The sequence below is a fragment of the Chromobacterium sp. IIBBL 290-4 genome (assembly GCF_024207115.1).
GTDB lineage: Bacteria > Pseudomonadota > Gammaproteobacteria > Burkholderiales > Chromobacteriaceae > Chromobacterium.
Genome location: NZ_CP100128.1, coordinates 3,539,416 through 3,559,503 on the forward strand (window position 1 = coordinate 3,539,416; position 20,088 = coordinate 3,559,503).

The window sequence follows — 20,088 nt, forward strand, 5'->3', positions numbered from 1 at the left end:
TGGCTGGGCGTTCCGTCTTCGGTATGGCAAGCAGCCCGCGGGTGACGCTTGGCGTCATGCCCGCGGTTGCTGAAGGCGCTTAGAAAGCGAAGTGCTCGTCTTCCAGCGTCATCAGCGTCTTGGCGCCGGATTTGATGCTGGCCTTGAGCGATTCCACTTCCGGCAGCAGCTTGGCGTAATAGAAGCGCGCGGTGGCGATCTTGCCGTTGTAGAAGCCATCTTCGCCTTGGCCCAGCTTGGCGTAGGCCACTTCGGCCATCCGCGCCCACAGCCAGGCGTAGGTCAGGTGGCCGATCAGGCGCAGATAGTCGGTGGCGGCCGCGCCGGCCTCATCCTTGTTCTGCATGCTGGCCATGCCCACGCCCATGGTGATCTCGCCGATTTCCTTCATCAGCTTGGACAGCGGATTGACGAACTCGCCCAGTTGCGCGTGGCCTTCGTACTGCTGGCAGAACTTGTGGATCTGCTTGGTGAACTTGCGCAGCTTGCTGCCTTGATCCAGCAACACTTTACGGCCCAGCAGGTCGATGGCCTGGATGCCGTTGGTGCCTTCGTAGATTTGCGAGATGCGGCAATCGCGCACCAGCTGTTCCATGCCCCATTCGCGGATGAAACCGTGTCCGCCGAACACCTGCATGCCCATATTGGCGGCGGTGTAGCCGTTGTCGGTCATGAAGGCCTTGGCGACCGGCGTCAGCAGCGCCACCAGATCGGCGGCGTCTTCGCGGGCCGAGGCGTCCGGATGCTTGTCTTCGATGTCCAGCTGCAGCGCCAGCAGCGCGGCCAGCGCGCGGCCAGCTTCGGTGTAGGCCTTCTGGGTCAGCAGCATGCGGCGCACGTCAGGGTGGACAATGATGGGGTCGGCAGCCTTGTCCGGGCACTTGGGGCCGTTCAGCGCGCGCATCTGCAGACGTTCGCGGGCGTAGGCCAGCGCGCCCTGGAACGAGGCTTCGCCTATGCCCAGGCCCTGCATGCCGCAGCCGAGGCGGGCGGCGTTCATCATGGTGAACATGCAGGCCAGGCCCTTGTTGGCTTCGCCGATCAGCCAGCCCTTGGCGCCATCCAGATTGATCACCGCGGTGGCGTTGGCCTTGATGCCCATCTTGTGTTCCAGGCTGCCGCAGGAGACGGCGTTGCGGCTCTTGTCGTCCAGGAACTTGGGCACGATGAACAGCGAGATGCCCTTCACGTCCTTGGGCGCGTCCGGCAGGCGGGCCAGCACCAGGTGGATGATGTTGTCGGCCATGTCGTGTTCGCCGGCCGAGATGAAGATCTTGGTGCCGGTGATGCGGTAGCTGCCGTCTTCGTTAGGCTCCGCCTTGGTTTTCAGCAGGCCCAGATCGGTGCCGCAGTGCGGTTCGGTCAGACACATGGTGCCGGTCCAGCTGCCGTCTACCAGCTTGGGCAGATATTCCGCTTTTTGCGCTTCTGTGCCGTGCGCATGAATGGCAGAATACGCGCCGTGGGACAGGCCGGGGTACATCGACCAGGCCACGTTGGCCGAGCACTGCATTTCCATGATGGGGAAGGCCATGCTCTTGGGCATGCCTTGTCCGCCATAGGCCGGATCGCAGTCCAGGGCGGGGAAGCCCAGCTCGCAATATTGTTTGTACGCTTCCTTGAAGCCCGCCGGCGTGGTGACCGATTTGGTGGCGCTGTCGAACTGACAGCCTTCCTCGTCGCCCTGGCGGTTCAGCGGCGCCAGTTCCGATTCGCAGAACTGCGCGGCCTGTTCCAGGTAGGCGCTGAAGATGTCTTGGGTGGCTTCTTCATAACCCGGCAACGTGGGAATGATGTCCTGTACCTTGATCAGCTCGTTCAGAACGAAGTTGAAATCGCGCAACGGCGATTTGTATGCAGGCATGTGGCTTCTCCAGTTCGGTTTTTTGCGGCCTGGCGGGTTCCAGGGATGGCTTGTTGTGATGGCCCCGGCATGGGGCGATTTAATTCAAACGCTTGTTTAAATTATTCCGGCGGTTTTGACAACTGTTGGCGTAGGGGAACAGGCTTTAAGTGTGGTGTAACGGCAACGCGGGATATGAATCGGGCATGAGTTGGCTGAAAAGAAAAGTGAGGCGTTTTTCCTCGCAACGCCATCAATGGTTCGCCAGTCCATGGTTGAGCTGGCTGGCGCCATGCCTGGACAAGCCCGAGTATTGGGCTTTCAATCGCCGCAAGGTGGCGATGGGCGTGGCGGTCGGCCTTTACTCCGGCGTGATGCCGGGTTTCACCCAGAAGGCGACGGCTTTGGCGCTGGCCTTGTTGTTGCGGGTCAATCTGCCGACTGCGATGGTGGTGTCCTTGTACAGCAATCCTTTGACGGTGCTGCCGCTGTACTACTTGGCGTATTGCCTGGGCGGGTGGCTGTTGGGGGTGAGTGGCGCGGGCGTGGTGACGGCGCCGCCCAGCCTGTTTTCGCTCGGTTTGAGCGCTTGGCTGCAGGCGACTTTGCAATGGCTGATCCAGCTGGGATGGCCCTTGCTGGTGGGCATGCCGGCGCTGGGGCTGGCGCTGGGCGTCGCCGGCTATGTGTTTACCCGCGTGCTGTGGCGTTGGTCGGTTTTAAGCGCCTGGAACAATCGAAAGGAAAAGTGTGGATCTGTTTGAAAAGCAATTGTCGACCGAGGTGGTGCATCAGGGCGGTTTTCTGAAGGTGCATCGGGATAAAGTGGCCTTGCCGGACGGCAAGGAGGCGGAGAGGGAGTACATCCTCCATCCCGGCGCGGTTGCCGTATTGGCTTTGACTGACGATGAGCAGCTGATTGTGGAGCGCCAGTACCGCTATCCCGCAGGCCGCGAGTTTATCGAGATCCCCGCCGGCAAGATCGATCCCAACGAGCCGCCCGAAAGCACGGCGAAGCGGGAATTGCTGGAGGAAACCGGCTATACCGCTCAAGAATGGCTTCACCTGGGAACGGCCTATCCTTGCATTGGTTATTCCAATGAAAAAATCAGCTACTATTTGGCGCGTCGTCTTACACTTAGCGAAAGACAGCTGGATGACGGCGAGTTTCTCGAAGTGCTGACATTGCCATTGCGCGAGGTGATGGACATGTCGCTGGACGGCCGGATTTGCGACAGCAAGTCGATTGTCGGCCTGCATTGGCTGGCGGCTTACCTGGGCGGGAGGATGAGGGGTGTCCCGATTTGACGCGTATTATGATCGCCGGCGCGGCCGGCGGGTTTCCATGGGCTGCAAGGCCCGCATCAAGTCGCTGCTGACCGGCGAAACCTTTTATGGCGAATGCGTCGACCTGTCTGTTGACGGGATGGCGCTGCGCTCGGCTTTTGTGCCGCAGTTCGGCGAGAAGTTGAATGTCATCGTGCTGGTGCCGTCGGTGGGCGGCGTGGCCGGCAAACCGTTCGAAGCGGAAGTGGAAGTTAGGCGTTGCAATGAGGTGCAGCGTGGTCTTATATATGAAGTCGGCGTGCGCATTTTGCTGCGCAAGAGTTGACAGGTCTCCTCCCAATTCCAGCCTTTTATTCCCGAGTTTGATTGAAATCGGGACGTTAATAAAATTCATCATTTGTTACAAAAAATCCATATCTGGATTTTTTCATCCAATTCAATAGCTTTGCCGCTTTTCATTGGCTTGCCGGCTTAATTTGCCCAATTGCGGAGCAGCGAGCAGGCCATTTATGCTATACCCACAATAAGAACCGGAGACAATGTCAGCACTCTAATTCATAAGGGGAACGGCGCGCGTTCAAAGCCCAGCGCTTGTGCCCCTGCTACCAGCCAGGAGAGAGTCATGCACCCGGATATCTTCAGCCACTACGCAGTGCGCTACGACAAGACCCGCGAGGAAGAGTACACCATCCAGGAATACCTGGAGCTGTGCAAGAAGGACCCGGGCGCCTACGCCACCGCCGCCGAGCGCATGCTGGCGGCGATCGGCGAGCCGGAACTGGTGGATACCCGCCACGATTCGCGTTTGTCGCGCATTTTCTCCAACAAGGTCATCAAGGTCTATCCCGCCTTCCGCGACTTCTACGGCACCGAGGAAGTCATCGAGCAGGTGGTGGCCTATTTCCGCCACGCCGCGCAAGGGCTGGAGGAGAAGAAGCAGATTCTCTACCTGCTGGGGCCGGTGGGCGGCGGCAAGTCGTCCATCGCCGAAAAGCTCAAGGAGCTGATGGAGCTGGTGCCCTTCTATTGCCTGAAGGGCAGCCCGGTCAATGAGTCGCCGCTGTCGCTGTTCAGCTACGACGAGGATGGCCCGATTCTGGAAGAGCAATACAACATTCCGCGCCGCTACCTGAAAGGCATCCCCAGCCCCTGGGCGGTGAAGCGCCTGCACGAATTCAATGGCGACATCGGCCAGTTCCGCGTGGTCAAGCGCTACCCGTCGGTGCTGAAGCAGATCGCAGTGGCCAAGACCGAGCCGGGCGACGAGAATAACCAGGACATCAGCTCGCTGGTGGGCAAGGTCGATATCCGCAAGCTGGAAAAGTACGCCCAGGACGATCCGGACGCTTACAGCTACTCCGGCGGCTTGTGCCTGGCGAACCAGGGTTTGCTGGAATTCGTCGAAATGTTCAAGGCGCCGATCAAGGTGCTGCACCCGCTGCTGACCGCCACCCAGGAAGGCAATTTCAAGGGCACGGAAGGCTTCGGCGCCATCCCCTTCGAAGGCATCATCCTGGCGCACTCGAACGAGAGCGAATGGAAGCAGTTCCGCAACAACAAGAACAACGAGGCCTTCCTCGACCGGATCTACATCGTCAAGGTGCCGTATTGCCTGCGCGTCAACGAGGAAATCAAGATCTACGACAAGTTGATCCGCAACTCCTCCTTGGGCAAGGCGCCTTGCGCCCCCGGCACGCTGAAGATGATGGGCCAGTTCGCGGTGCTGTCGCGGCTGAAAGAGCCGGAAAACTCCAGCTTGTACAGCAAGATGCAGGTGTATGACGGCGAGAACCTGAAGGACACCGATCCCAAGGCCAAGTCGCTGCAGGAATACCGCGACTACGCCGGCGTGGATGAGGGGATGGCGGGTTTGTCCACCCGCTTCGCCTACAAGATCCTGTCCAAGGTATTCAACTTCGACCATAGCGAAGTGGCCGCCAATCCGGTGCATTTGCTGTATGTGATCGAACAGCAGGTCGAGCGTGAACAATTCCCGGCGGAAACGGAACAGAAATACCTGACTTTCCTGAAGGAATATCTGGCGCCGAAATATGTGGAATTCATCGGCAAGGAAATTCAGACCGCTTATCTGGAAAGTTATTCCGAATACGGCCAGAACATATTCGACCGTTATGTCACCTTCGCCGATTACTGGATCCAGGATCAGGAATATCGCGACCAGGATACCGGCGAGATTTTCGACCGCACGTCTTTGAATGCCGAATTGGAGAAAATCGAAAAGCCGGCTGGGATTTCCAATCCCAAGGATTTCCGCAACGAGATCGTCAATTTCGTATTGCGGGCCCGCGCCAACAACGGCGGCAAGAATCCGACTTGGACCAGCTACGAGAAGCTGCGCACGGTGATAGAGAAGAAGATGTTCTCCAACACCGAGGAATTGCTGCCGGTGATCTCGTTCAATGCCAAGGCCAGCGCCGAGGACGCCAAGAAGCACGAGGATTTCGTCAACCGCATGGTGGAAAAGGGCTATACCGCCAAGCAGGTCCGTTTGCTGTGCGAATGGTATCTGCGCGTGCGCAAGTCCTCGTAATCCATCCGCGCCGCTCTGCTTGTCGTTAAGCGGAGCGGCTGGAGGGGCAGGGCCATGCAGGCGCTGCGGCCAGGAGACACAACAGCGCGCAAGCTCGGGCAGCGACGGCGCCATCGCGTCGCGTCTGCCTGCGGCTGTGCGCAAGAGAGGTGGCGATGTCCCATATCATAGACAGACGCCTCAACGGCAAGAACAAGTCGGCGGTCAATCGCGAGCGCTTTCTTCGCCGTTTCAAGGCGCAAATCAAGGAAGCCGTCTCCAAGGCGATCAAGGGGCGGAGCATTACCGATATCGAAAGCGGGGAAAAGGTCTCCATTCCGGTAAAGGACATTTCCGAACCGAATTTCCATCATGGCAAGGGCGGGGTGTGGGAGAACGTGCATCCCGGCAATGAAGAGTTCATCAAAGGCGACCGCATTCCCCGTCCGCAGGGCGGCGCGGGCGGAGGAGGCAGCAAGGCCAGTCAGGACGGCGAGGGCGAAGACGATTTCGTGTTCCAGCTGTCGCGCGAAGAATTCATGAATGTCTTCTTCGATGATTTGGCGCTGCCCAATCTGATCAAAACCCAGTTGATGGGCATTGAAGAGTTGAAAACGGTGCGCGCCGGCTACACCAATGACGGCACGCCGGCCAATATCAACATCGTCCGCTCGCTGCGCGGCGCCTTGGCGCGCCGGGTGGCGATGGCGGCGCCGACCTTGTCCAAGCTGGACGACGCGGAAGAAGAGCTGGATACGCTGATAGAATCCGACGACGACAGCGGGCTGGAGGTCCGCGAAAAGCGCCAGAAAATCCATCAGTTGCGCGAGCGGCTGGCGAATATCCCTTTCATCGACCCATTCGATCTCCGTTATAACAACCGGGTCAAGCAGCCCAAACCGACCAGCCAGGCGGTGATGTTCTGCATCATGGACGTGTCCGGCTCGATGGACGAGCAAAAAAAGGACATGGCCAAGCGCTTCTTCATCCTCTTGTACATGTTCCTGCAGCGCAATTACGAGAAGATCGAAGTGGTGTTCATCCGCCACCATACCAGCGCCATCGAGGTGAACGAGCAGGACTTTTTCCATTCGCGAGAAAGCGGCGGCACCGTGGTGTCGTCGGCGCTTAATCTGATGAGCGACGTCATCCGCAAGCGTTACGCCAGCAGCGAATGGAACATCTATGCCGCGCAGGCCTCGGACGGCGACAACTGGGATAGCGACTCGGCCAATTGCGGCCGCATCCTGGAGGAAAATCTGCTGCCTTACTGCCAGTACTTCGCCTACATCGAAATTACAGAAGGTGAACCGCAGAACCTGTGGTACGAGTACCTGAAAGTCAAGGCGCACAGCCCGCAGTTCGCCATGCAGAAAATACGTTCGGCCTCGGACATCTATCCGGTGTTCCGCGAGCTGTTCAAGCGCCAGCCGGCAGGAAGCAGGGCCGGAGCATGAAGAAAGCGCGAGAAGGGGGACGCATGAAACCGATTTCAACCGGGTCTGAATGGACTTTTGAGCTGGTCGGCGATTATGACCGGGCCATCCGCGAGATCGCGGTCGATGAATTCAAGCTGGATGTCTACCCCAATCAGCTGGAGATCATCACCGCGGAACAGATGATGGATGCCTATGCCTCGGTCGGCATGCCGGTCAATTATCATCACTGGAGTTACGGCAAGCATTTCGTTTCCACCGAGAAAAGCTATAAGCGCGGCCAGATGGGATTGGCCTACGAGATCGTGATCAACTCCAACCCCTGCATCGCCTATCTGATGGAAGAAAACTCCATGATGATGCAGGCCTTGGTGATCGCTCACGCCGCTTATGGGCACAACAGCTTTTTCAAAGGCAATTACCTGTTCCGCTCCTGGACCGACGCTTCGGCCATCATCGACTACCTAGTGTTCGCCAAGAGCTACATCATGAAGTGCGAAGAGCGTTATGGCATAGACGAGGTCGAGGAGCTGCTGGACTCCTGCCACGCGCTGATGAATTACGGGGTGGACCGCTACAAGCGGCCGCAGAAGTTGTCGCTGGCCCAGGAGCAGGCGCGGCAGGAAGAGCGCGAGCAATATCTGCAAATGCAGGTGAATGATCTGTGGCGCACCATTCCTAAGCGAGACAAGGACGATGCCGGCAAGTCGGCGCCGCGCTTTCCCTCCGAGCCTCAGGAGAACCTGCTTTACTTCATCGAGAAATCCGCGCCGCTGCTGGAGCCATGGCAGCGCGAGGTGGTGCGCATCGTGCGCAAAGTGGCGCAGTATTTCTATCCGCAGCGGCAGACTCAGGTGATGAATGAAGGCTGGGCCACGTTCTGGCACTACACCATCATGAATCGCCTGTACGACAAGGGGCTGATCACCGATGGCTATATGCTGGAGTTCCTGCAGAGCCATACCAATGTGGTGAACCAGCCGCCGGTGACCGCGCGCTGGTACAGCGGCATCAATCCTTATGCGCTAGGGTTCTCGATGTATCAGGACATCAAGCGCATCTGCGAAGCGCCCACCGATGAGGACCGCGTCTGGTTCCCCGATCTGGCAGGCACGCCTTGGCGCGAATCACTGGAGTTCGCCATGCGCAACTTCAAGGATGAAAGCTTCATCTCGCAGTACCTGTCGCCCAAGCTGATTCGCGATTTCCGCTTGTTCGCCATCCGGGATGATGACCGGGACGACAAGCTGGAAGTGTCCTGCATCCATGACGAGGACGGCTATCGAGACATCCGCTTCAGGCTGGCCGAGCAATACAATCTGGGTTCGCGCGAGCCCAACATCCAGGTCTGGTCGGTGAATGTGCGCGGCGACCGCAGCCTGACGCTGCGCCACACCATGCATAATCGCCGTCCGCTGGAGGAGCAAAGCGCGCAGGAGGTGCTCAAGCATGTTTGCCGGCTGTGGGGCTTCAATGTCCGCCTGGAGAGCGTCGACGGCAACGGCGATGTGAAGCAGGCTTATGAAGTGCAGGCGGAGCATGATGCGACGATCAGCTGACTCGAAAGGGAAAGCGCAAAAAGCCCGGCGATGCCGGGCTTCTTTATTTCCGCCGCCAAATCTGTCATCCGAATCGGCGGCGAAAAAGACGGCGTGATACGCCCTAAAGCATGTCAGGCCGGCGTTTGCTCTATGGCGTTGGTGACCATGTTCTTGATTTGCAGGGCCAGGATGGAGCCAGGCGTCGGTTTGCCTATGTAATAGACATTGTGCGTTTGCAAGGCTTGCGACAGCTCGGCTTCGTGCTCCAGCGCGTAGCCGGTCAGCACGATGATGGGCACGGTGGGGAACTGGCTGCGGATGATCTGGATGATTTCCATGCAATTGGTATCCGCGCCCAGCACCCAGTCCAGCACGAAAGCGTCGAACTCTTCATGCCGCAGCGCCTGCAACAGCATCTGCGGATGGCTGTAGGGCAGGGCGAACAGGCCTTGTTGCACCAGGATGGCCGACAACAAGTCGGCGTCTTTATCGTCCAGCACTGCCACCAGCAGCCGTTTGGTGTTGGCGCGCTTGGGCGGACGTATGGTCAGGTAGGTGACTTCGTAGCCGTCTTCCCCGCTGAATTGGGTGCCGGGGAAGACGTGCCAACAGTCATGCAGCCGCTTGGCCATCAACAGCGGGGCGCAGGAGTCGTCTTCCAGAGAGTCGCCCAGCTGGACCCAGCAGTGCGCTTCGCCGCTTTGGCTGGTCAAATGCAGAATGGCCGGAATCAGCTCGTTTTCATTCTGCTGAGCATGGGCTTGCTGGCTGTGGTCGACCAACAAGCCGGAAACCGGAGTGTTGAAATACTGCGCCAGGCGTTCCACCTGGCTGATTTGCCACGGGCTGCTGCCGTTCAGCTTGCGGTAGGCTTGCGATGTGCTCAGCCCCAGGATCTGTTCGACCAGGCCGGCCTGCTGGGCCTCGGGCCATTGGAATTGCTCCAGCTGTTGCCGGATATTGTCGCAGATGATTTCGTTGGCGTTTTTAGGCGAAGTCATGGCCGCTCCCGTCACATGAAGTTCATATTCCTCATGTTATCACCCATGCGCACGGCATGCTTGGCCGAAATGTCAGTTTTTGCGAATTTTCTTGTTTTGCGAATCATGCCTTTGCATTTTCACAACATGCAAAAAAATCAAAATGAATATTTTCGGCAAGAATGTCGGGATTGCTATCCATTCAGCGCTTTAGCCGATTCATCGGCTTCAAGCGCCAAGCGCCTCATTCAGTTTTTTGCAAAAAATGCGATCTATCATCCCAATGTGCCGGTCAGGCTGACCTGGCGGTCTTCCGGAATCTCGTTGTAAGACAGCACATGCAGACCCGGCGCGAACAAGCGCCCATAGCGGGCCAAAATGGGGCGGACCTGCGGCATCACCAGCAAGATGGGCGGCTGGCCCAGTTGCTTCATCTGGTCGCGCGCCACCGGCATATTGGCTTGCAGCTGCTGCAGGATGTTGGGGTCGATGGGAAAACTGTCCAATTGCGGCTTGCCGGTTTGCTGCGCCTGGCCCAGCGCCGCCAGCAGCAGGTTTTCCAGATCGGCGGACAGATTGAAGCCCTTCAGCTCGCCGCGCGGCCCGGCTATGGATTGGATGATCTGGCGTTTGATGGCCACCCGCGCCTCCGCCGCCAGCATGATCGGATCCTTGGTGGCGTCGCTGGCCTCCAGGAGGGCGGTCGCGACCGGCACGATATCCTTCAGCGATACGCCGTCCTGCAATAGCTGCCGATAGGTTTTCAGCAATTGCACCGGCGTCAGCGCCTGATTCAGCGCCGCGCCCAGCTTGGGCGCCAAGGAGGAGAGCCGCTCGCCCAGCGACAGCACATCATCGTGGCGGAACAGTTCGGCCAGATGCTCGCGCATCACCTTGTTCAGATGGGTCGCCACCACGCTGGCGCAGTCCACTACCTGATAGCCCAGGCCCAGCGCCTTGCTCTTGTCGTTCAGGTCAATCCAGCTGACCGGCATGCCGAATGCCGGGTCGATGCCGGGAATGCCGTCGATATCGCCGTACACCTCAGGCGAGGGGATGGCCATCAGCCGGTCTGCGTACACCTCGGCCTCGGCCACGGTGTTGCCGGAAATCTGGATCGCGTATTGCGAGGGCTTGAGACGCAGATCGTCGCGCAGGCTCACTGTCGGTAACAGCAGGCCCATCTGCTCGGACAGGCCTTGCCTGACGCCCTTCACCCGTTTGGTCAGCGGCGCGCCCTGGCCGGCGTCCAGCAGCGTCACCAGGCGGTAGCCCAGCATCACGCCCAGCGTGTCGGCGCAGGGCAGGGTGCTCCACTCCAGTTCGACGTCCGCCTCTCCCTGCAGCGCCGCCTTGATCGCGGTCTGATTGAGCGAGCTGGCGGCGACCGGCCGGCGCGCGTGCATGCGCCAGGCCACAAAGCCAAGCAGCGCGGCGAAGCCGAGGAAGGTGGGCCACGGCATGCCGGGGATGATGGCCAGCACCAGCATCATGCCGGCCGCGCTCATCAGCACCACCGGCGAGGCCAGCATCTGGCTGCCCACCTGCTGCTGCATGTCGCCGTCGTCGCTGATGCGGGTGACGATGATGGCGGCGGCGGACGACAGCAGCAGCGCCGGTATCTGCGCCACCAGGCCGTCGCCTATGGTCATCAGCGCGTACTGGCGGAAGGCGTCGCCCATCGTCAGATTGTGCATCAGCGCGCCGATGGCCACGCCGCCGAACAGGTTGATGATCAGGATCAGGATGCCGGCGATGGCGTCGCCGCGGACGAACTTGGACGCGCCGTCCATCGCGCCGTAAAAGTCCGCCTCGGTGGCGATGTCGCGGCGGCGCTGCTGGGCCTGTTCCTGGTTGATCAGGCCGGCGTTCAGGTCGGCGTCGATCGCCATCTGCTTGCCGGGCAGCGCATCCAGCGTGAAGCGCGCCGACACCTCGGAAATCCGTTCCGCGCCCTTGGTCACCACCATGAAGTTGATGATCATCAGGATGACGAACACCACCATGCCGACCACGAAGTTGCCGCCTATCACCACATTGCCGAAGGCTTCGATCACCCGGCCGGCGGCATGCGTCCCTTCATGGCCGTGCAGCAGCACCACGCGGGTGGAGGCCACGTTCAGCGACAAGCGCATCAGCGTGGTGGCCAGGATGATGGTGGGGAATACCGAGAAATCCAGCGGCCGCCGCGCCGACACGCTGACCAGGATCACGATGATGGCCAGCACGATGTTGAAGGTGAACAGCATGTCCAGCGCCAAGGGCGGCAGGGGCAGCATCACCATCGCCAGGATGGCGAGCAGGAACAGCGGGGCGGCGAGCTTGTGGCGGCCGATATCGGCCAGCAGTTTGGTCAGCGAGTTCATGGTGCGGGATCGGGATCGGACAATTCGCGCGGGACCGACAGATCCGGCAGCAAGGGCCGGCTGCGGCGGCTACCCGCCTGAAACGCCTTCAGTTGCAGAACATAGGTCAAAACCTGCGCCACCGCGCGATACAGCGGCGCGGGGATTTGCTGGTTGACCTGGGTGGTGTGGTACACCGCGCGCGCCAAGGGCGGCAGCGGCAATACCGTCAGTTTCAGTTCGTCCGCCAATTGGCGGATGTACAGCGCCATCTCGTCCACGCCCTTGGCGACGATGAAGGGCGCTTCGGCGCGGTCTTCGTCGTACTTCAGCGCCACTGCGTAGTGGCTGGGGTTGACGATGATGACGTCGGCGCCGGGCAGCGCCTTGCGCACGCCGCGCTGCGCCAGTTGGCGCTGCACCTGGCGGATGCGCTGGCGCACTTCGGGCCGGCCTTCGGTGTTCTTGTGCTCTTCCTTGATTTCCTGCTTGCTCATCCGCTGCTGCTTGAGGAACAGAAACCATTGCAGCGGCAGGTCGGCCAGCGCGAACAGCAAAAACACCGCCGCCAGCTGGATCAGCGCGCCCAGCAGCAGGTCGGCCGCGCCGGCCAGGGTGGGCAGCAGCGGCATGCTGTGCAAGGCGAAGAAATCATGCAGCGAGGCGCTGGCGATGCGGTACAGCAGCCAGCCCAGCACCAGCGCCTTGGCGATGGATTTGCCGATCTCGCTGGCGTGCTTGGGCGAGGCCAGCCGGGAGAAGTGCGCCAGCGGGTTCATCCGCTCGAACTTGGGGCTGAGCTGGTTCAGCACAAACACCCAGCCGCCGGGAAACAGGCTGGCGACCAGCATCAGCGCCGGGATGACGGCCAGCGGCGCCAGCATTTTCAAGATCAGCAGCAGCGTGCCGCCAAACAGCTTGGACCAGCTGTTTTCCAGCGCGCCCTGGCCGGACAGCGAGGCGAAGGCGAGGGCGAACAGCTGGCGGAAGTCGTCCAGCCAGCCGGGCGCCAGCCAGAAAACCAGCTTCAGCGCCAGGATCAGGCCCAGCGCGGCGGCCAGGTCCTTGGAGCGCGGCACCTGGCCTTGCTCGCGCGCCTTGCGCAGCCGCTGCGGCGTGGCCTTTTCGGTTTTGTCGCTCTGATGCGCCTCAGCCATGGCCCATCTCCAGCAACTGGTTCAACAGCCGCAGCGTTTGCTCGCTCAGGCTCAGGTATTGCGGCGGCAGCACCTGCATCAGCAAGGTGAGGGTGCCGAGGCCGAATAGCGTCACCACCGGGAAACCCAGCGAAAACAGATTCAGCGCCGGCGCCACTCGGTTGATCATGCCGAAACCGGCTTGCACCACGAAGGTGGCGAACACCACCGGCAGGGCCAGAATCATCGCCGCCGACATCACCCAGCCCACGCTGCCGGCCAGCGCGCCGAGCGAGGCTTGCGGAATGCCGCCGCCCAGCGGCCAGGCGCGGAAGCTGGCGTACACCACTTGCGCCAGCACCAGGTGGCCGTCCATGGCGAAAAACAGCAGCGCGGCGAACAGGTAAAGCAGGCTGGACACCACGTCCGAGCTGTTGCCGTTGCCGGGGTCGTTCATCACCGCCATCGACAGGCCCATCTGCGAGGACAGCAAGAAGCCCAGCAAGGCCAGGATGGACAAGGTCAGTTGAAAGGCCAGGCCGAACAACAGGCCGATGATCACTTGCTCCACGCTGGCGGCGATGCCGTGCAGGGTGAACGGGTCGATGGGCGAATGCGCCGGCATGCCGGGAATGCAGGCGACGGCGAGCGCCAGGGCCAAGCCGATGCGCGCTTGCAGCGGCACGACGGCGTCGCCGATGAAGGGCGCGATGCTGAACGCCGCCAGCAAGCGGCAAAACGGCCACCACACGGCGGGGATCAGGTCCAGCCACTGGGCGTACAGGCCCTGCATGCTCATCCGACCTGGCTGGCGGCGCGCTGGAACATGGCGACGCAGAAGTCCATCAGATAGCCGGTGATCCAGTGCCCGGCCAGCGCGATGGTAAGCAGCACCACCAGCAGGCGGGGCAGGAAGGATAGCGTCTGTTCATTGATCTGGGTGGCGGCCTGGATCAGGCTCACCACCACGCCGACGATCAGGCTGGGCAGCACCAGCAGCACCACCAGCGTCACCACCACGCGCAGGCTGTCGTTGACGATGTCGACGGCGATATCCGGGGTCAGCATGGGGCGGGATCCTCAATAAGCCTGTATCGACGTGACCAGGGTGTTGACGGTCAGCGACCAGCCGTCCACCAGCACGAACAACAGCAATTTCAGTGGCAGCGAAATCACCAGCGGCGACAGCATCATCATGCCCATCGCCATCAGCACGCTGGACACCACCAGGTCTATCACCAAAAAGGGGATGAACAGCATGCAGCCGATCTGGAAAGCCGTTTTCAGCTCGGACAGCACAAAGGCCGCCAGCTTGACGGTGAAGGCGTGGTCTTCCGGCTTGAGCGTGTCGGACTCGCCCGACAGGCGCGCCACCTGACTGAGCGCGGCCTTGCTGGTTTGCGCCAGCATGAAGCGGCTGACCGGCTTGGCGGCGACTTCCAGCGCCTGCTGCATGGTGATCTTGTCCTGATCGAACGGCACCATGGCCTCATTCCACACTTGCAGGCCCACCGGACGCATCACCAAGAGCGTCAGGATCAGCGCCACGCCAGTGATCAGCCGGTTCGGCAGGCCCTGTTGCAGGCCCAGCGCCTGGCGCAGCAAGGACAGCACGATGACGAAGCGGGTGAAGCTGGTCATCATCAGCGCCAGGATGGGCAGCAGGCCCAGCGCCGTCATCAGGATCAGGATCTGGGTCTTGACCGTGAAGTCCACCGCCGCGCCGCCGGCGTTGGCCGTCAGCAGCTTCAAGGGCTCGGCCCAGGCGGGCGCGGCGAGCAGCAGGCCGAATGCGATGGCGGGCAGCCCGGGAAGGACGCGTTTCATCAGGCCAGGCTGTCCAGCTGCAGATCGTTCAATTCCACCACGCGCAAGCCGTAGTTGTCGCCGGACACCACCACCTCGGCGCGGCCTATGGTCGTGCCGTTCACCTTGATGTCCAAGGGCTCGCCGGCCACCTTGTCCAGTTCGATCACCGAACCGGGGCCGATCTGGCACAAGTCGGCCAGCGAGATGTCCGCGCCGCCCACTTCCAGCGTGAGCTTGACCGGAATCTTGCGCAAAAAGGCGCTCATGTCGCGCGGCGCGGCGGCGGCCTGGGCCGGCGCGGCCTCGGGGGCATCCAGTCCATCCAGAATGCCGTCCAGGTCGAAATCTTGGTTCAGATCCATATGCTTTCCTTTCATTCGGCGGCGTGAAAGCCGCTGAGGCAGAGCTTGCCTTGCCGTTCCGCTACCTGGGCGGTGAACAGCGGCTTGCCGCGCACGCTGACGTCGGCGCGCGCTTGCAGGGCGACCGGCAGCACACTGCCGGGCTTGAGATCGAGAATGGCGCCCAAGGGCAGGGTTTGCTCCAGCAGCGCGGCGCTGAGTTTCAGCTTCAGCAGTTCGGCGAAGCTGCCGGCGGCTTGAGGCGCAACGCCGGCGGGGCGTTGGCTGGACAGCCGCGCCAATAGCGCGTCGAGGGCGGCCGCATCCAGCCGCAGCCGCAAGGCGCCGCGCGGCGCGTCGCCGTCGGAGAGTTCGATTTCCAGCTGCCAGGCGGCGACCGGCGCGTAAGGCAGGGTGCGCGGCGTCTGCTCCCCCGGCGCGGTGTGGCCAAGCTTGTGGATGGCGCGGGCCAGCCGCGGCAGCAGCCGCTCGGCCAGATTGCGCCGCAGCCGGCGCTCGGTTTCGGTTTCGGCGGGCAGGGCGGTTTCCGCCTGCTCCGGGGCGGCGGGCGCGCCGAAGCGGTAGTCCAGAATGCCCAACAGCAGGGCGCGGTCGATATGGCTGCCCAGCTGCCATTCGCCCAGTTGATGCCATTGCCAGCGCAACTCGTCCTGGGCCGGCAAATGCTGGCGCAAGGCGGCGATGCGGAAGCCGGCGTGGTAGCGGCGGTTCAGCTCGCGGTCGAAGAAATCCTCCAGCTCCTGGCTGAGCGCGCGGGCGAACAGCGGCAGCAGATGGGTGGGGCGGCCCAGGGTCCGCAGGTCCAAGGCCTGCAGGCTGGCGCCTTCCTCCGGCGCAACGATTTTGGCTTTGGGCATGGCTGTTTTCGTTTTGGCCGGCGCGAGCACGCCCCGGCGATTGCTGGGAGTGTGCATCTTACTGACTGGCGGACAGCGGTAAAGGGGGAAAATTCACGGTTGACATTGTGAAAAATACCAACGGTGTAATAAATCATTGAGTTTAAAATCCGCCAGCCCTCTTGCAAGATCCGCATTGGATTCTCCGCGGGGGCATGAGTCGAGATTTTTCAACCGTGCTTTAAGGAGCCGCGATGTCCGCCAATTTGGCAATGATGATCCACGCCGACCGCAGCCAGTTGCTGGGCGACATGTCCGCCATGGGGAAAGACATCGCCCCTCGCCCCGCCGCGCATGAGCCGGGCGCGAGCCAGAGCCATGGTTTCGGCCAGGCCATGATGGACGCGGTGCGCGACGTGGACGGCCAGAACCGCCTGGCCTCGGAAAAAATGACCGAGGTGGACAGCGGCCAGAGCGACGATCTGGTCGGCGCCATGCTGATGAGCCAGGAGGCCAATCTGTCGTTCTCCATGCTGATGCAGGTGCGGAACAAGGTGGTCGGCGCGGTGGACGAGCTGATCAAGATGCAGCTGTAAGCGGGGAAGCAGACAGTGGTTCAACAATTGCGCAGCGGCCTGGCCGCATTCCAGCAGCGGCTGAATGGCCGCCAACTGATGCCGGCTCAGGCCTGGCGCTATCTTTTGCCCATCGTGCTGTTGGCGGTAGGCTTCAGCGTGGCCTTGACGCTATGGCTGTGGCGCGACGACGCCAGCTACAAGCCGGTGTTCGGAGCGCAGGAAAAAGTCAGCGCCGCCGATATGATGGCGGCGCTGGACGCCGAGAAAATCCCTTACCGGATTCACCCGCAAACCGGCCAGGTGCTGGTGCCGGAAGATCAATTGGGCCGAGTGCGGATGCAACTGGCGGCCAAGGGCGTGGTGGCGCAGCTGCCGGCCGGCCTGGAGCTGTTGGACAAGAACGACCCGCTGGGCGTCAGCCAGTTTGTGCAGGACGTGCGCTTCCGCCGCGGCCTGGAGGGCGAGCTGGCGCAGAGCATCCAGGCGCTGGATCCGGTCAAGAGCGCGCGCGTGCACCTGTCGCTGCCGCGGACGACTTCCTTTGTCACCGCCGGCTCGGAAAAGGGCTCGGCATCCGTCGTCGCCACCCTGAAGCCCGGCCAGCAGCTTAGCAACGAGCAGATCGCCGCCGTGGTCAAGCTGGTGGCCGGCAGCGTTTCCACGCTGGATCCGGCGCAGGTGACGCTGGTCGATCAGGCCGGCAATCTGCTGTCCGCCCATGTCGATCTGTCCGAAGGCGGCATGGTGGGCAACGACAGCGACGCGGCCAAGCGCTTCCGCCAGGAGGCCTTGCAGAATGTGCGCGACCTGTTGGGGCCGACGCTGGGCGCGGACAATTTCAAAGTCAGCGTCACCGCCGAGGTGGACAACGACAAGGTTGAGGAGACGCGCGAGAAATACGGCGAAGCGCCCAAGGTCACCAATGAGGCTTCGCGCGAAGAAACCAGCACCGAGCGCATGGCGCTGGGCGTGCCGGGCTCGCTGAGCAACCGCCCGGTCAATACCGACGCTTCCGGCGGCGCGGGCGAGAAGGCCGGCAACAGCAAGAACGCCGTCACTCGCCAGTATGCTTACGACCGCAATATCACCAATATCAAGCGCGCCCGCGGCACGCTGCGCCGCCTCAGCGTGGCCGTGGTGCTGAATCAGGGCGCCGCGCCGGGCCGCCGCGGCTGGCAGCAGGCCGACCTGGCCAATATCGACAAGTTGCTGCGCAACGGCCTGGGCATCAACGCGGTCCGCGGCGACGTGCTAGCCGTCTCCACTCTCAATTTCGCCGCTGTCTCGCAGGAGCCGCCGCTGTGGGAACAGCCGGAAACCTGGTTCGAGGGCGCGCGCTGGCTGGTTTACGGCCTGGGTTTGCTGCTGGCTTATTTGTTGCTGGCGCGGCCGCTGCTGCGGCTGGCGCAGCGCCTGGCCGAGCGCAAGCTGGCGGACTTCGCCCCTGGCGAGGTGGACGTGACGCCGGAAGACCCGCTGCTGGACAACCGTCCGCTGCGCGAGGCCGCCGCCCAGCGCCAGGCGGCCCTGTCCGCCGCGCCTGGCGACAGCCCGGTGGTGCCCTTGCTGGAAAATTACGATCTGCCGCCGGCCGGCTCGCCGGTCGATGTGATGGTGGATCACCTGAAGGCGTTGGCGGCCAAGGAGCCGGAACGCGTCGCCGAGGTGGTCAAACAATGGGTGCAGAACAATGGACGTAAACAATAATTTCGAACCGGCGGCCGCGCCGCTGCCGGCCAGCGCCAATGGCCAGATGAGCGCCATCGAGCAAGCCGCCGTGCTGATGCTGTGCATGGGCGAGGAGCCTGCCGCGGCGGTGCTGCGCTGCCTGAGCCGCGAAGAGCTGCTGCAGGTGACGCAGGCCATGTCCAGCATGAGCGGCATCAAGGTGGACGCAGTGCGCACCACCATCCAGCGTTTCTTTGACGAATACCGCGAGCAAAGCGGCGTCCACGGCGCCAGCCGCAGCTTCCTCAAGCGCTCGCTGGAGCTGGCACTGGGCGGCGACATCGCCGGCAGCGTGCTCGATACCATTTACGGCGACGCCATCCGCCCCAAGATGGCGCGGCTGCAGTGGGTATCGCCGCAATGGCTGGCCGACCGCATCGCCGCCGAGCATGTGCGGATGCAGGCCGTCTTCCTCGCCTTCTTGCCGCCGGCCCTGGCCGGCCAGGTGGTGGAGGCGCTGCCGGCCGTCAGCCGCGACAGCGTGCTGGCGCACATCGCCCGTTTGAAAGACGTGGACCGCGAGTTGCTGGATGAATTGGACGAACTGGTCAATCGCTGCCTGGAAAGCCTGCACACCCAAAGCACCGTGGTGGAAGGCATGCAGCAGACCGCCGACATTCTCAACCGCCTGCAGGGCGATCGCGGCCAGATGATGGAGCTGCTGCGCGCGCACGACCCGGAAATCGTCGACGAGATCGAAGTGCGCATGTACGACTTCTTCATCCTGTCGCGCCAGACCGAGGAAGTGCTGATGCGCATTTGCGAGGATGTGCCGCTGGAGTTGTGGGCGGTGGCGCTCAAGGGCGCGGAGCCCGCGGTGCGCGAAGCCATCATCCAGACCATGCCGCGCCGCCAGGCGCAAAACTTCGAGGCCACCATGCGCCGCTCCGGCCCGGTGCCGAAGAGCCGGGTGGAGGAAGCCCGCCGCGAAATCATGGCCCAGGTGCGGCAGCTGGCCGACGCCGGCGAGATCGACCTGCAATTATTCCCTGAAGAGGTAGTGGAATGAAGCAGTGGCGCACCTTCCGTTTTCCGCCGCTGATCGAAGGCGCTCCGCTGGAGCCGATGGCGGCCGCCGAGGTGCAGGCTTCCGCCGCCGATGGCTTCCGCCAAGGCATGGATGCCGGTTATCGCGAAGGCTACGACAGCGGCGAGGCGGCTGGCCGCGATGCCGGCTATCAGGCGGGAGTGGCGCTGGGCCGAGCCGAGGGCATGGCCGCCGCGCGCGCCGAAACGCTGGCCGGACTGGAGACGCTGGGCGCGCCGCTGGAGTCGGCCATCGAGCAGTTGCGCCAGCTGTGCCGCGATTACCAGGCCGCCCAGCGCGACGAAGTGGTGGATCTGGTGGCCAAGGTGGCGCGCCAGGTGATCCGCTGCGAGCTGGCGCTGAAACCGGCGCAGATTCTGGACCTGGTGGAGGAAACGCTGGCCGCGCTGCCGCAAGACGCGCACAGCCAGGGCGAAGTGGAAGTGTTGCTCAATCCGGAAGAATGCCAGCGCATCCAGGAGCTGGCGCCTGAGCGCGCCGCCCGCTGGAAGCTGATCGCCGACGACGCGCTGGCGCCGGGCGAATGCCGGGTGCGGGCCGCTTCGTCCGAGGCCGATGCCGGCTGCCAGCAGCGGCTGAAGCACTGCATGGACAGCCTGCGCGAGCAGCTGCAAACGGAGCCTAGCTAA

Annotated in this window: 19 protein-coding genes; 10 read left to right on the plus strand and 9 right to left on the minus strand. The window is 62.3% G+C overall.

Annotation, left to right across the window (positions count from 1 at the left end; genetic code table 11):
- Nucleotides 1-79 precede the first annotated feature (79 nt).
- Nucleotides 80-1,864: an acyl-CoA dehydrogenase C-terminal domain-containing protein gene (locus tag NKT35_RS16520; RefSeq protein ID WP_254294982.1), complete on the minus strand. Its 1,785-nt coding sequence runs from the start codon at nt 1,862-1,864 to the stop codon at nt 80-82.
- A 185-nt stretch (nt 1,865-2,049) separates the two neighbouring features.
- On the opposite strand from NKT35_RS16520, the gene NKT35_RS16525 reads away from it, so the two are divergent.
- From NKT35_RS16525 to NKT35_RS16550, 6 genes are all read left to right on the plus strand, one after another.
- On the plus strand, nt 2,050-2,607 hold the full coding sequence (locus tag NKT35_RS16525; protein WP_254294983.1) for a DUF2062 domain-containing protein: 558 nt from the start codon (nt 2,050-2,052) through the stop codon (nt 2,605-2,607).
- Nucleotides 2,594-3,151 (plus strand): NUDIX domain-containing protein, encoded by a 558-nt coding sequence (locus NKT35_RS16530; RefSeq protein WP_254294985.1) that lies wholly within the window; start codon nt 2,594-2,596, stop codon nt 3,149-3,151. Before NKT35_RS16525 ends, NKT35_RS16530 begins: the two co-directional genes overlap by 14 nt.
- Nucleotides 3,138-3,455, plus strand: coding sequence for a PilZ domain-containing protein (locus tag NKT35_RS16535; RefSeq protein ID WP_371926367.1), 318 nt, complete (start codon nt 3,138-3,140; stop codon nt 3,453-3,455). The genes NKT35_RS16530 and NKT35_RS16535 overlap by 14 nt, the downstream gene beginning before the upstream one ends.
- Nucleotides 3,456-3,752: 297 nt before the next feature.
- Nucleotides 3,753-5,681 carry a PrkA family serine protein kinase gene (locus tag NKT35_RS16540; RefSeq protein ID WP_254294987.1) on the plus strand — a complete coding sequence of 643 codons (1,929 nt, stop codon included), beginning with the start codon at nt 3,753-3,755 and terminating at the stop codon, nt 5,679-5,681.
- A gap of 155 nt (nt 5,682-5,836) precedes the next feature.
- Nucleotides 5,837-7,117, plus strand: a complete 1,281-nt coding sequence (locus tag NKT35_RS16545; RefSeq protein WP_254294989.1) for a YeaH/YhbH family protein — start codon at nt 5,837-5,839, stop codon at nt 7,115-7,117.
- A gap of 23 nt (nt 7,118-7,140) precedes the next feature.
- On the plus strand, nt 7,141-8,655 hold the full coding sequence (locus NKT35_RS16550; RefSeq protein WP_254294995.1) for a SpoVR family protein: 1,515 nt from the start codon (nt 7,141-7,143) through the stop codon (nt 8,653-8,655).
- 113 nt (nt 8,656-8,768) lie between these two features.
- On the opposite strand, the gene NKT35_RS16555 is transcribed toward NKT35_RS16550, so the two are convergent.
- From NKT35_RS16555 to NKT35_RS16590, 8 genes are all read right to left on the minus strand, one after another.
- A complete protein-coding gene (locus NKT35_RS16555) occupies nt 8,769-9,638 on the minus strand; it encodes a helix-turn-helix domain-containing protein (protein ID WP_254294997.1) in 870 nt (289 codons plus the stop codon).
- A 254-nt stretch (nt 9,639-9,892) separates the two neighbouring features.
- Nucleotides 9,893-11,983, minus strand: coding sequence for a flagellar biosynthesis protein FlhA (locus tag NKT35_RS16560; RefSeq protein ID WP_254294999.1), 2,091 nt, complete (start codon nt 11,981-11,983; stop codon nt 9,893-9,895).
- Nucleotides 11,980-13,119, minus strand: a complete 1,140-nt coding sequence (flhB, locus tag NKT35_RS16565) for a flagellar type III secretion system protein FlhB (RefSeq protein WP_254295001.1) — start codon at nt 13,117-13,119, stop codon at nt 11,980-11,982. Before flhB ends, NKT35_RS16560 begins: the two co-directional genes overlap by 4 nt.
- Nucleotides 13,112-13,897 carry a flagellar biosynthetic protein FliR gene (gene fliR / locus NKT35_RS16570; protein WP_254295003.1) on the minus strand — a complete coding sequence of 262 codons (786 nt, stop codon included), beginning with the start codon at nt 13,895-13,897 and terminating at the stop codon, nt 13,112-13,114. The genes flhB and fliR overlap by 8 nt, the downstream gene beginning before the upstream one ends.
- Nucleotides 13,894-14,166, minus strand: a complete 273-nt coding sequence (gene fliQ, locus NKT35_RS16575; RefSeq protein WP_149296101.1) for a flagellar biosynthesis protein FliQ — start codon at nt 14,164-14,166, stop codon at nt 13,894-13,896. Before fliQ ends, fliR begins: the two co-directional genes overlap by 4 nt.
- Nucleotides 14,167-14,178: 12 nt before the next feature.
- Nucleotides 14,179-14,925, minus strand: a complete 747-nt coding sequence (fliP, locus tag NKT35_RS16580; protein ID WP_254295005.1) for a flagellar type III secretion system pore protein FliP — start codon at nt 14,923-14,925, stop codon at nt 14,179-14,181.
- Nucleotides 14,925-15,269 carry a flagellar motor switch protein FliN gene (gene fliN / locus NKT35_RS16585; protein ID WP_254295007.1) on the minus strand — a complete coding sequence of 115 codons (345 nt, stop codon included), beginning with the start codon at nt 15,267-15,269 and terminating at the stop codon, nt 14,925-14,927. Before fliN ends, fliP begins: the two co-directional genes overlap by 1 nt.
- A gap of 11 nt (nt 15,270-15,280) precedes the next feature.
- The gene (locus NKT35_RS16590) at nt 15,281-16,126 is read right to left on the minus strand and encodes a FliM/FliN family flagellar motor switch protein (RefSeq protein WP_254295009.1); all 846 of its coding nucleotides are present in this window, start codon (nt 16,124-16,126) and stop codon (nt 15,281-15,283) included.
- Nucleotides 16,127-16,359: 233 nt separating this feature from the next.
- Here NKT35_RS16590 and fliE point away from each other — a divergent pair, with 233 nt between their 5' ends.
- From fliE to fliH, 4 genes are read left to right on the plus strand one after another with little or no spacing between them, the layout of a single operon-like run.
- On the plus strand, nt 16,360-16,701 hold the full coding sequence (fliE, locus tag NKT35_RS16595; protein WP_254295011.1) for a flagellar hook-basal body complex protein FliE: 342 nt from the start codon (nt 16,360-16,362) through the stop codon (nt 16,699-16,701).
- 15 nt (nt 16,702-16,716) lie between these two features.
- Nucleotides 16,717-18,390: a flagellar basal-body MS-ring/collar protein FliF gene (fliF, locus tag NKT35_RS16600; RefSeq protein WP_254295013.1), complete on the plus strand. Its 1,674-nt coding sequence runs from the start codon at nt 16,717-16,719 to the stop codon at nt 18,388-18,390.
- Entirely contained in the window at nt 18,374-19,420 is a 1,047-nt protein-coding gene (locus NKT35_RS16605) for a flagellar motor switch protein FliG (RefSeq protein WP_254295015.1), read from the plus strand. The genes fliF and NKT35_RS16605 overlap by 17 nt, the downstream gene beginning before the upstream one ends.
- Nucleotides 19,417-20,088 (plus strand): flagellar assembly protein FliH, encoded by a 672-nt coding sequence (gene fliH, locus NKT35_RS16610; RefSeq protein WP_254295017.1) that lies wholly within the window; start codon nt 19,417-19,419, stop codon nt 20,086-20,088. Before NKT35_RS16605 ends, fliH begins: the two co-directional genes overlap by 4 nt.

Coding starts and splice junctions, on each gene's coding strand:
- NKT35_RS16525 (WP_254294983.1), top strand. CDS start 2,050: ATGAGTTGGCTGAAAAGAAAAGTGAGGCGTTTTTCCTCGCAACGCCAT.
- fliH (WP_254295017.1), top strand. CDS start 19,417: ATGAAGCAGTGGCGCACCTTCCGTTTTCCGCCGCTGATCGAAGGCGCT.
- NKT35_RS16560 (WP_254294999.1), bottom strand. CDS start 11,983: ATGAACTCGCTGACCAAACTGCTGGCCGATATCGGCCGCCACAAGCTC.
- NKT35_RS16555 (WP_254294997.1), bottom strand. CDS start 9,638: ATGACTTCGCCTAAAAACGCCAACGAAATCATCTGCGACAATATCCGG.
- fliE (WP_254295011.1), top strand. CDS start 16,360: ATGTCCGCCAATTTGGCAATGATGATCCACGCCGACCGCAGCCAGTTG.
- NKT35_RS16545 (WP_254294989.1), top strand. CDS start 5,837: ATGTCCCATATCATAGACAGACGCCTCAACGGCAAGAACAAGTCGGCG.
- flhB (WP_254295001.1), bottom strand. CDS start 13,119: ATGGCTGAGGCGCATCAGAGCGACAAAACCGAAAAGGCCACGCCGCAG.
- NKT35_RS16590 (WP_254295009.1), bottom strand. CDS start 16,126: ATGCCCAAAGCCAAAATCGTTGCGCCGGAGGAAGGCGCCAGCCTGCAG.
- NKT35_RS16520 (WP_254294982.1), bottom strand. CDS start 1,864: ATGCCTGCATACAAATCGCCGTTGCGCGATTTCAACTTCGTTCTGAAC.
- NKT35_RS16605 (WP_254295015.1), top strand. CDS start 18,374: ATGGACGTAAACAATAATTTCGAACCGGCGGCCGCGCCGCTGCCGGCC.
- NKT35_RS16540 (WP_254294987.1), top strand. CDS start 3,753: ATGCACCCGGATATCTTCAGCCACTACGCAGTGCGCTACGACAAGACC.
- fliP (WP_254295005.1), bottom strand. CDS start 14,925: ATGAAACGCGTCCTTCCCGGGCTGCCCGCCATCGCATTCGGCCTGCTG.
- NKT35_RS16550 (WP_254294995.1), top strand. CDS start 7,141: ATGAAACCGATTTCAACCGGGTCTGAATGGACTTTTGAGCTGGTCGGC.
- fliR (WP_254295003.1), bottom strand. CDS start 13,897: ATGAGCATGCAGGGCCTGTACGCCCAGTGGCTGGACCTGATCCCCGCC.
- fliQ (WP_149296101.1), bottom strand. CDS start 14,166: ATGCTGACCCCGGATATCGCCGTCGACATCGTCAACGACAGCCTGCGC.
- fliN (WP_254295007.1), bottom strand. CDS start 15,269: ATGGATCTGAACCAAGATTTCGACCTGGACGGCATTCTGGATGGACTG.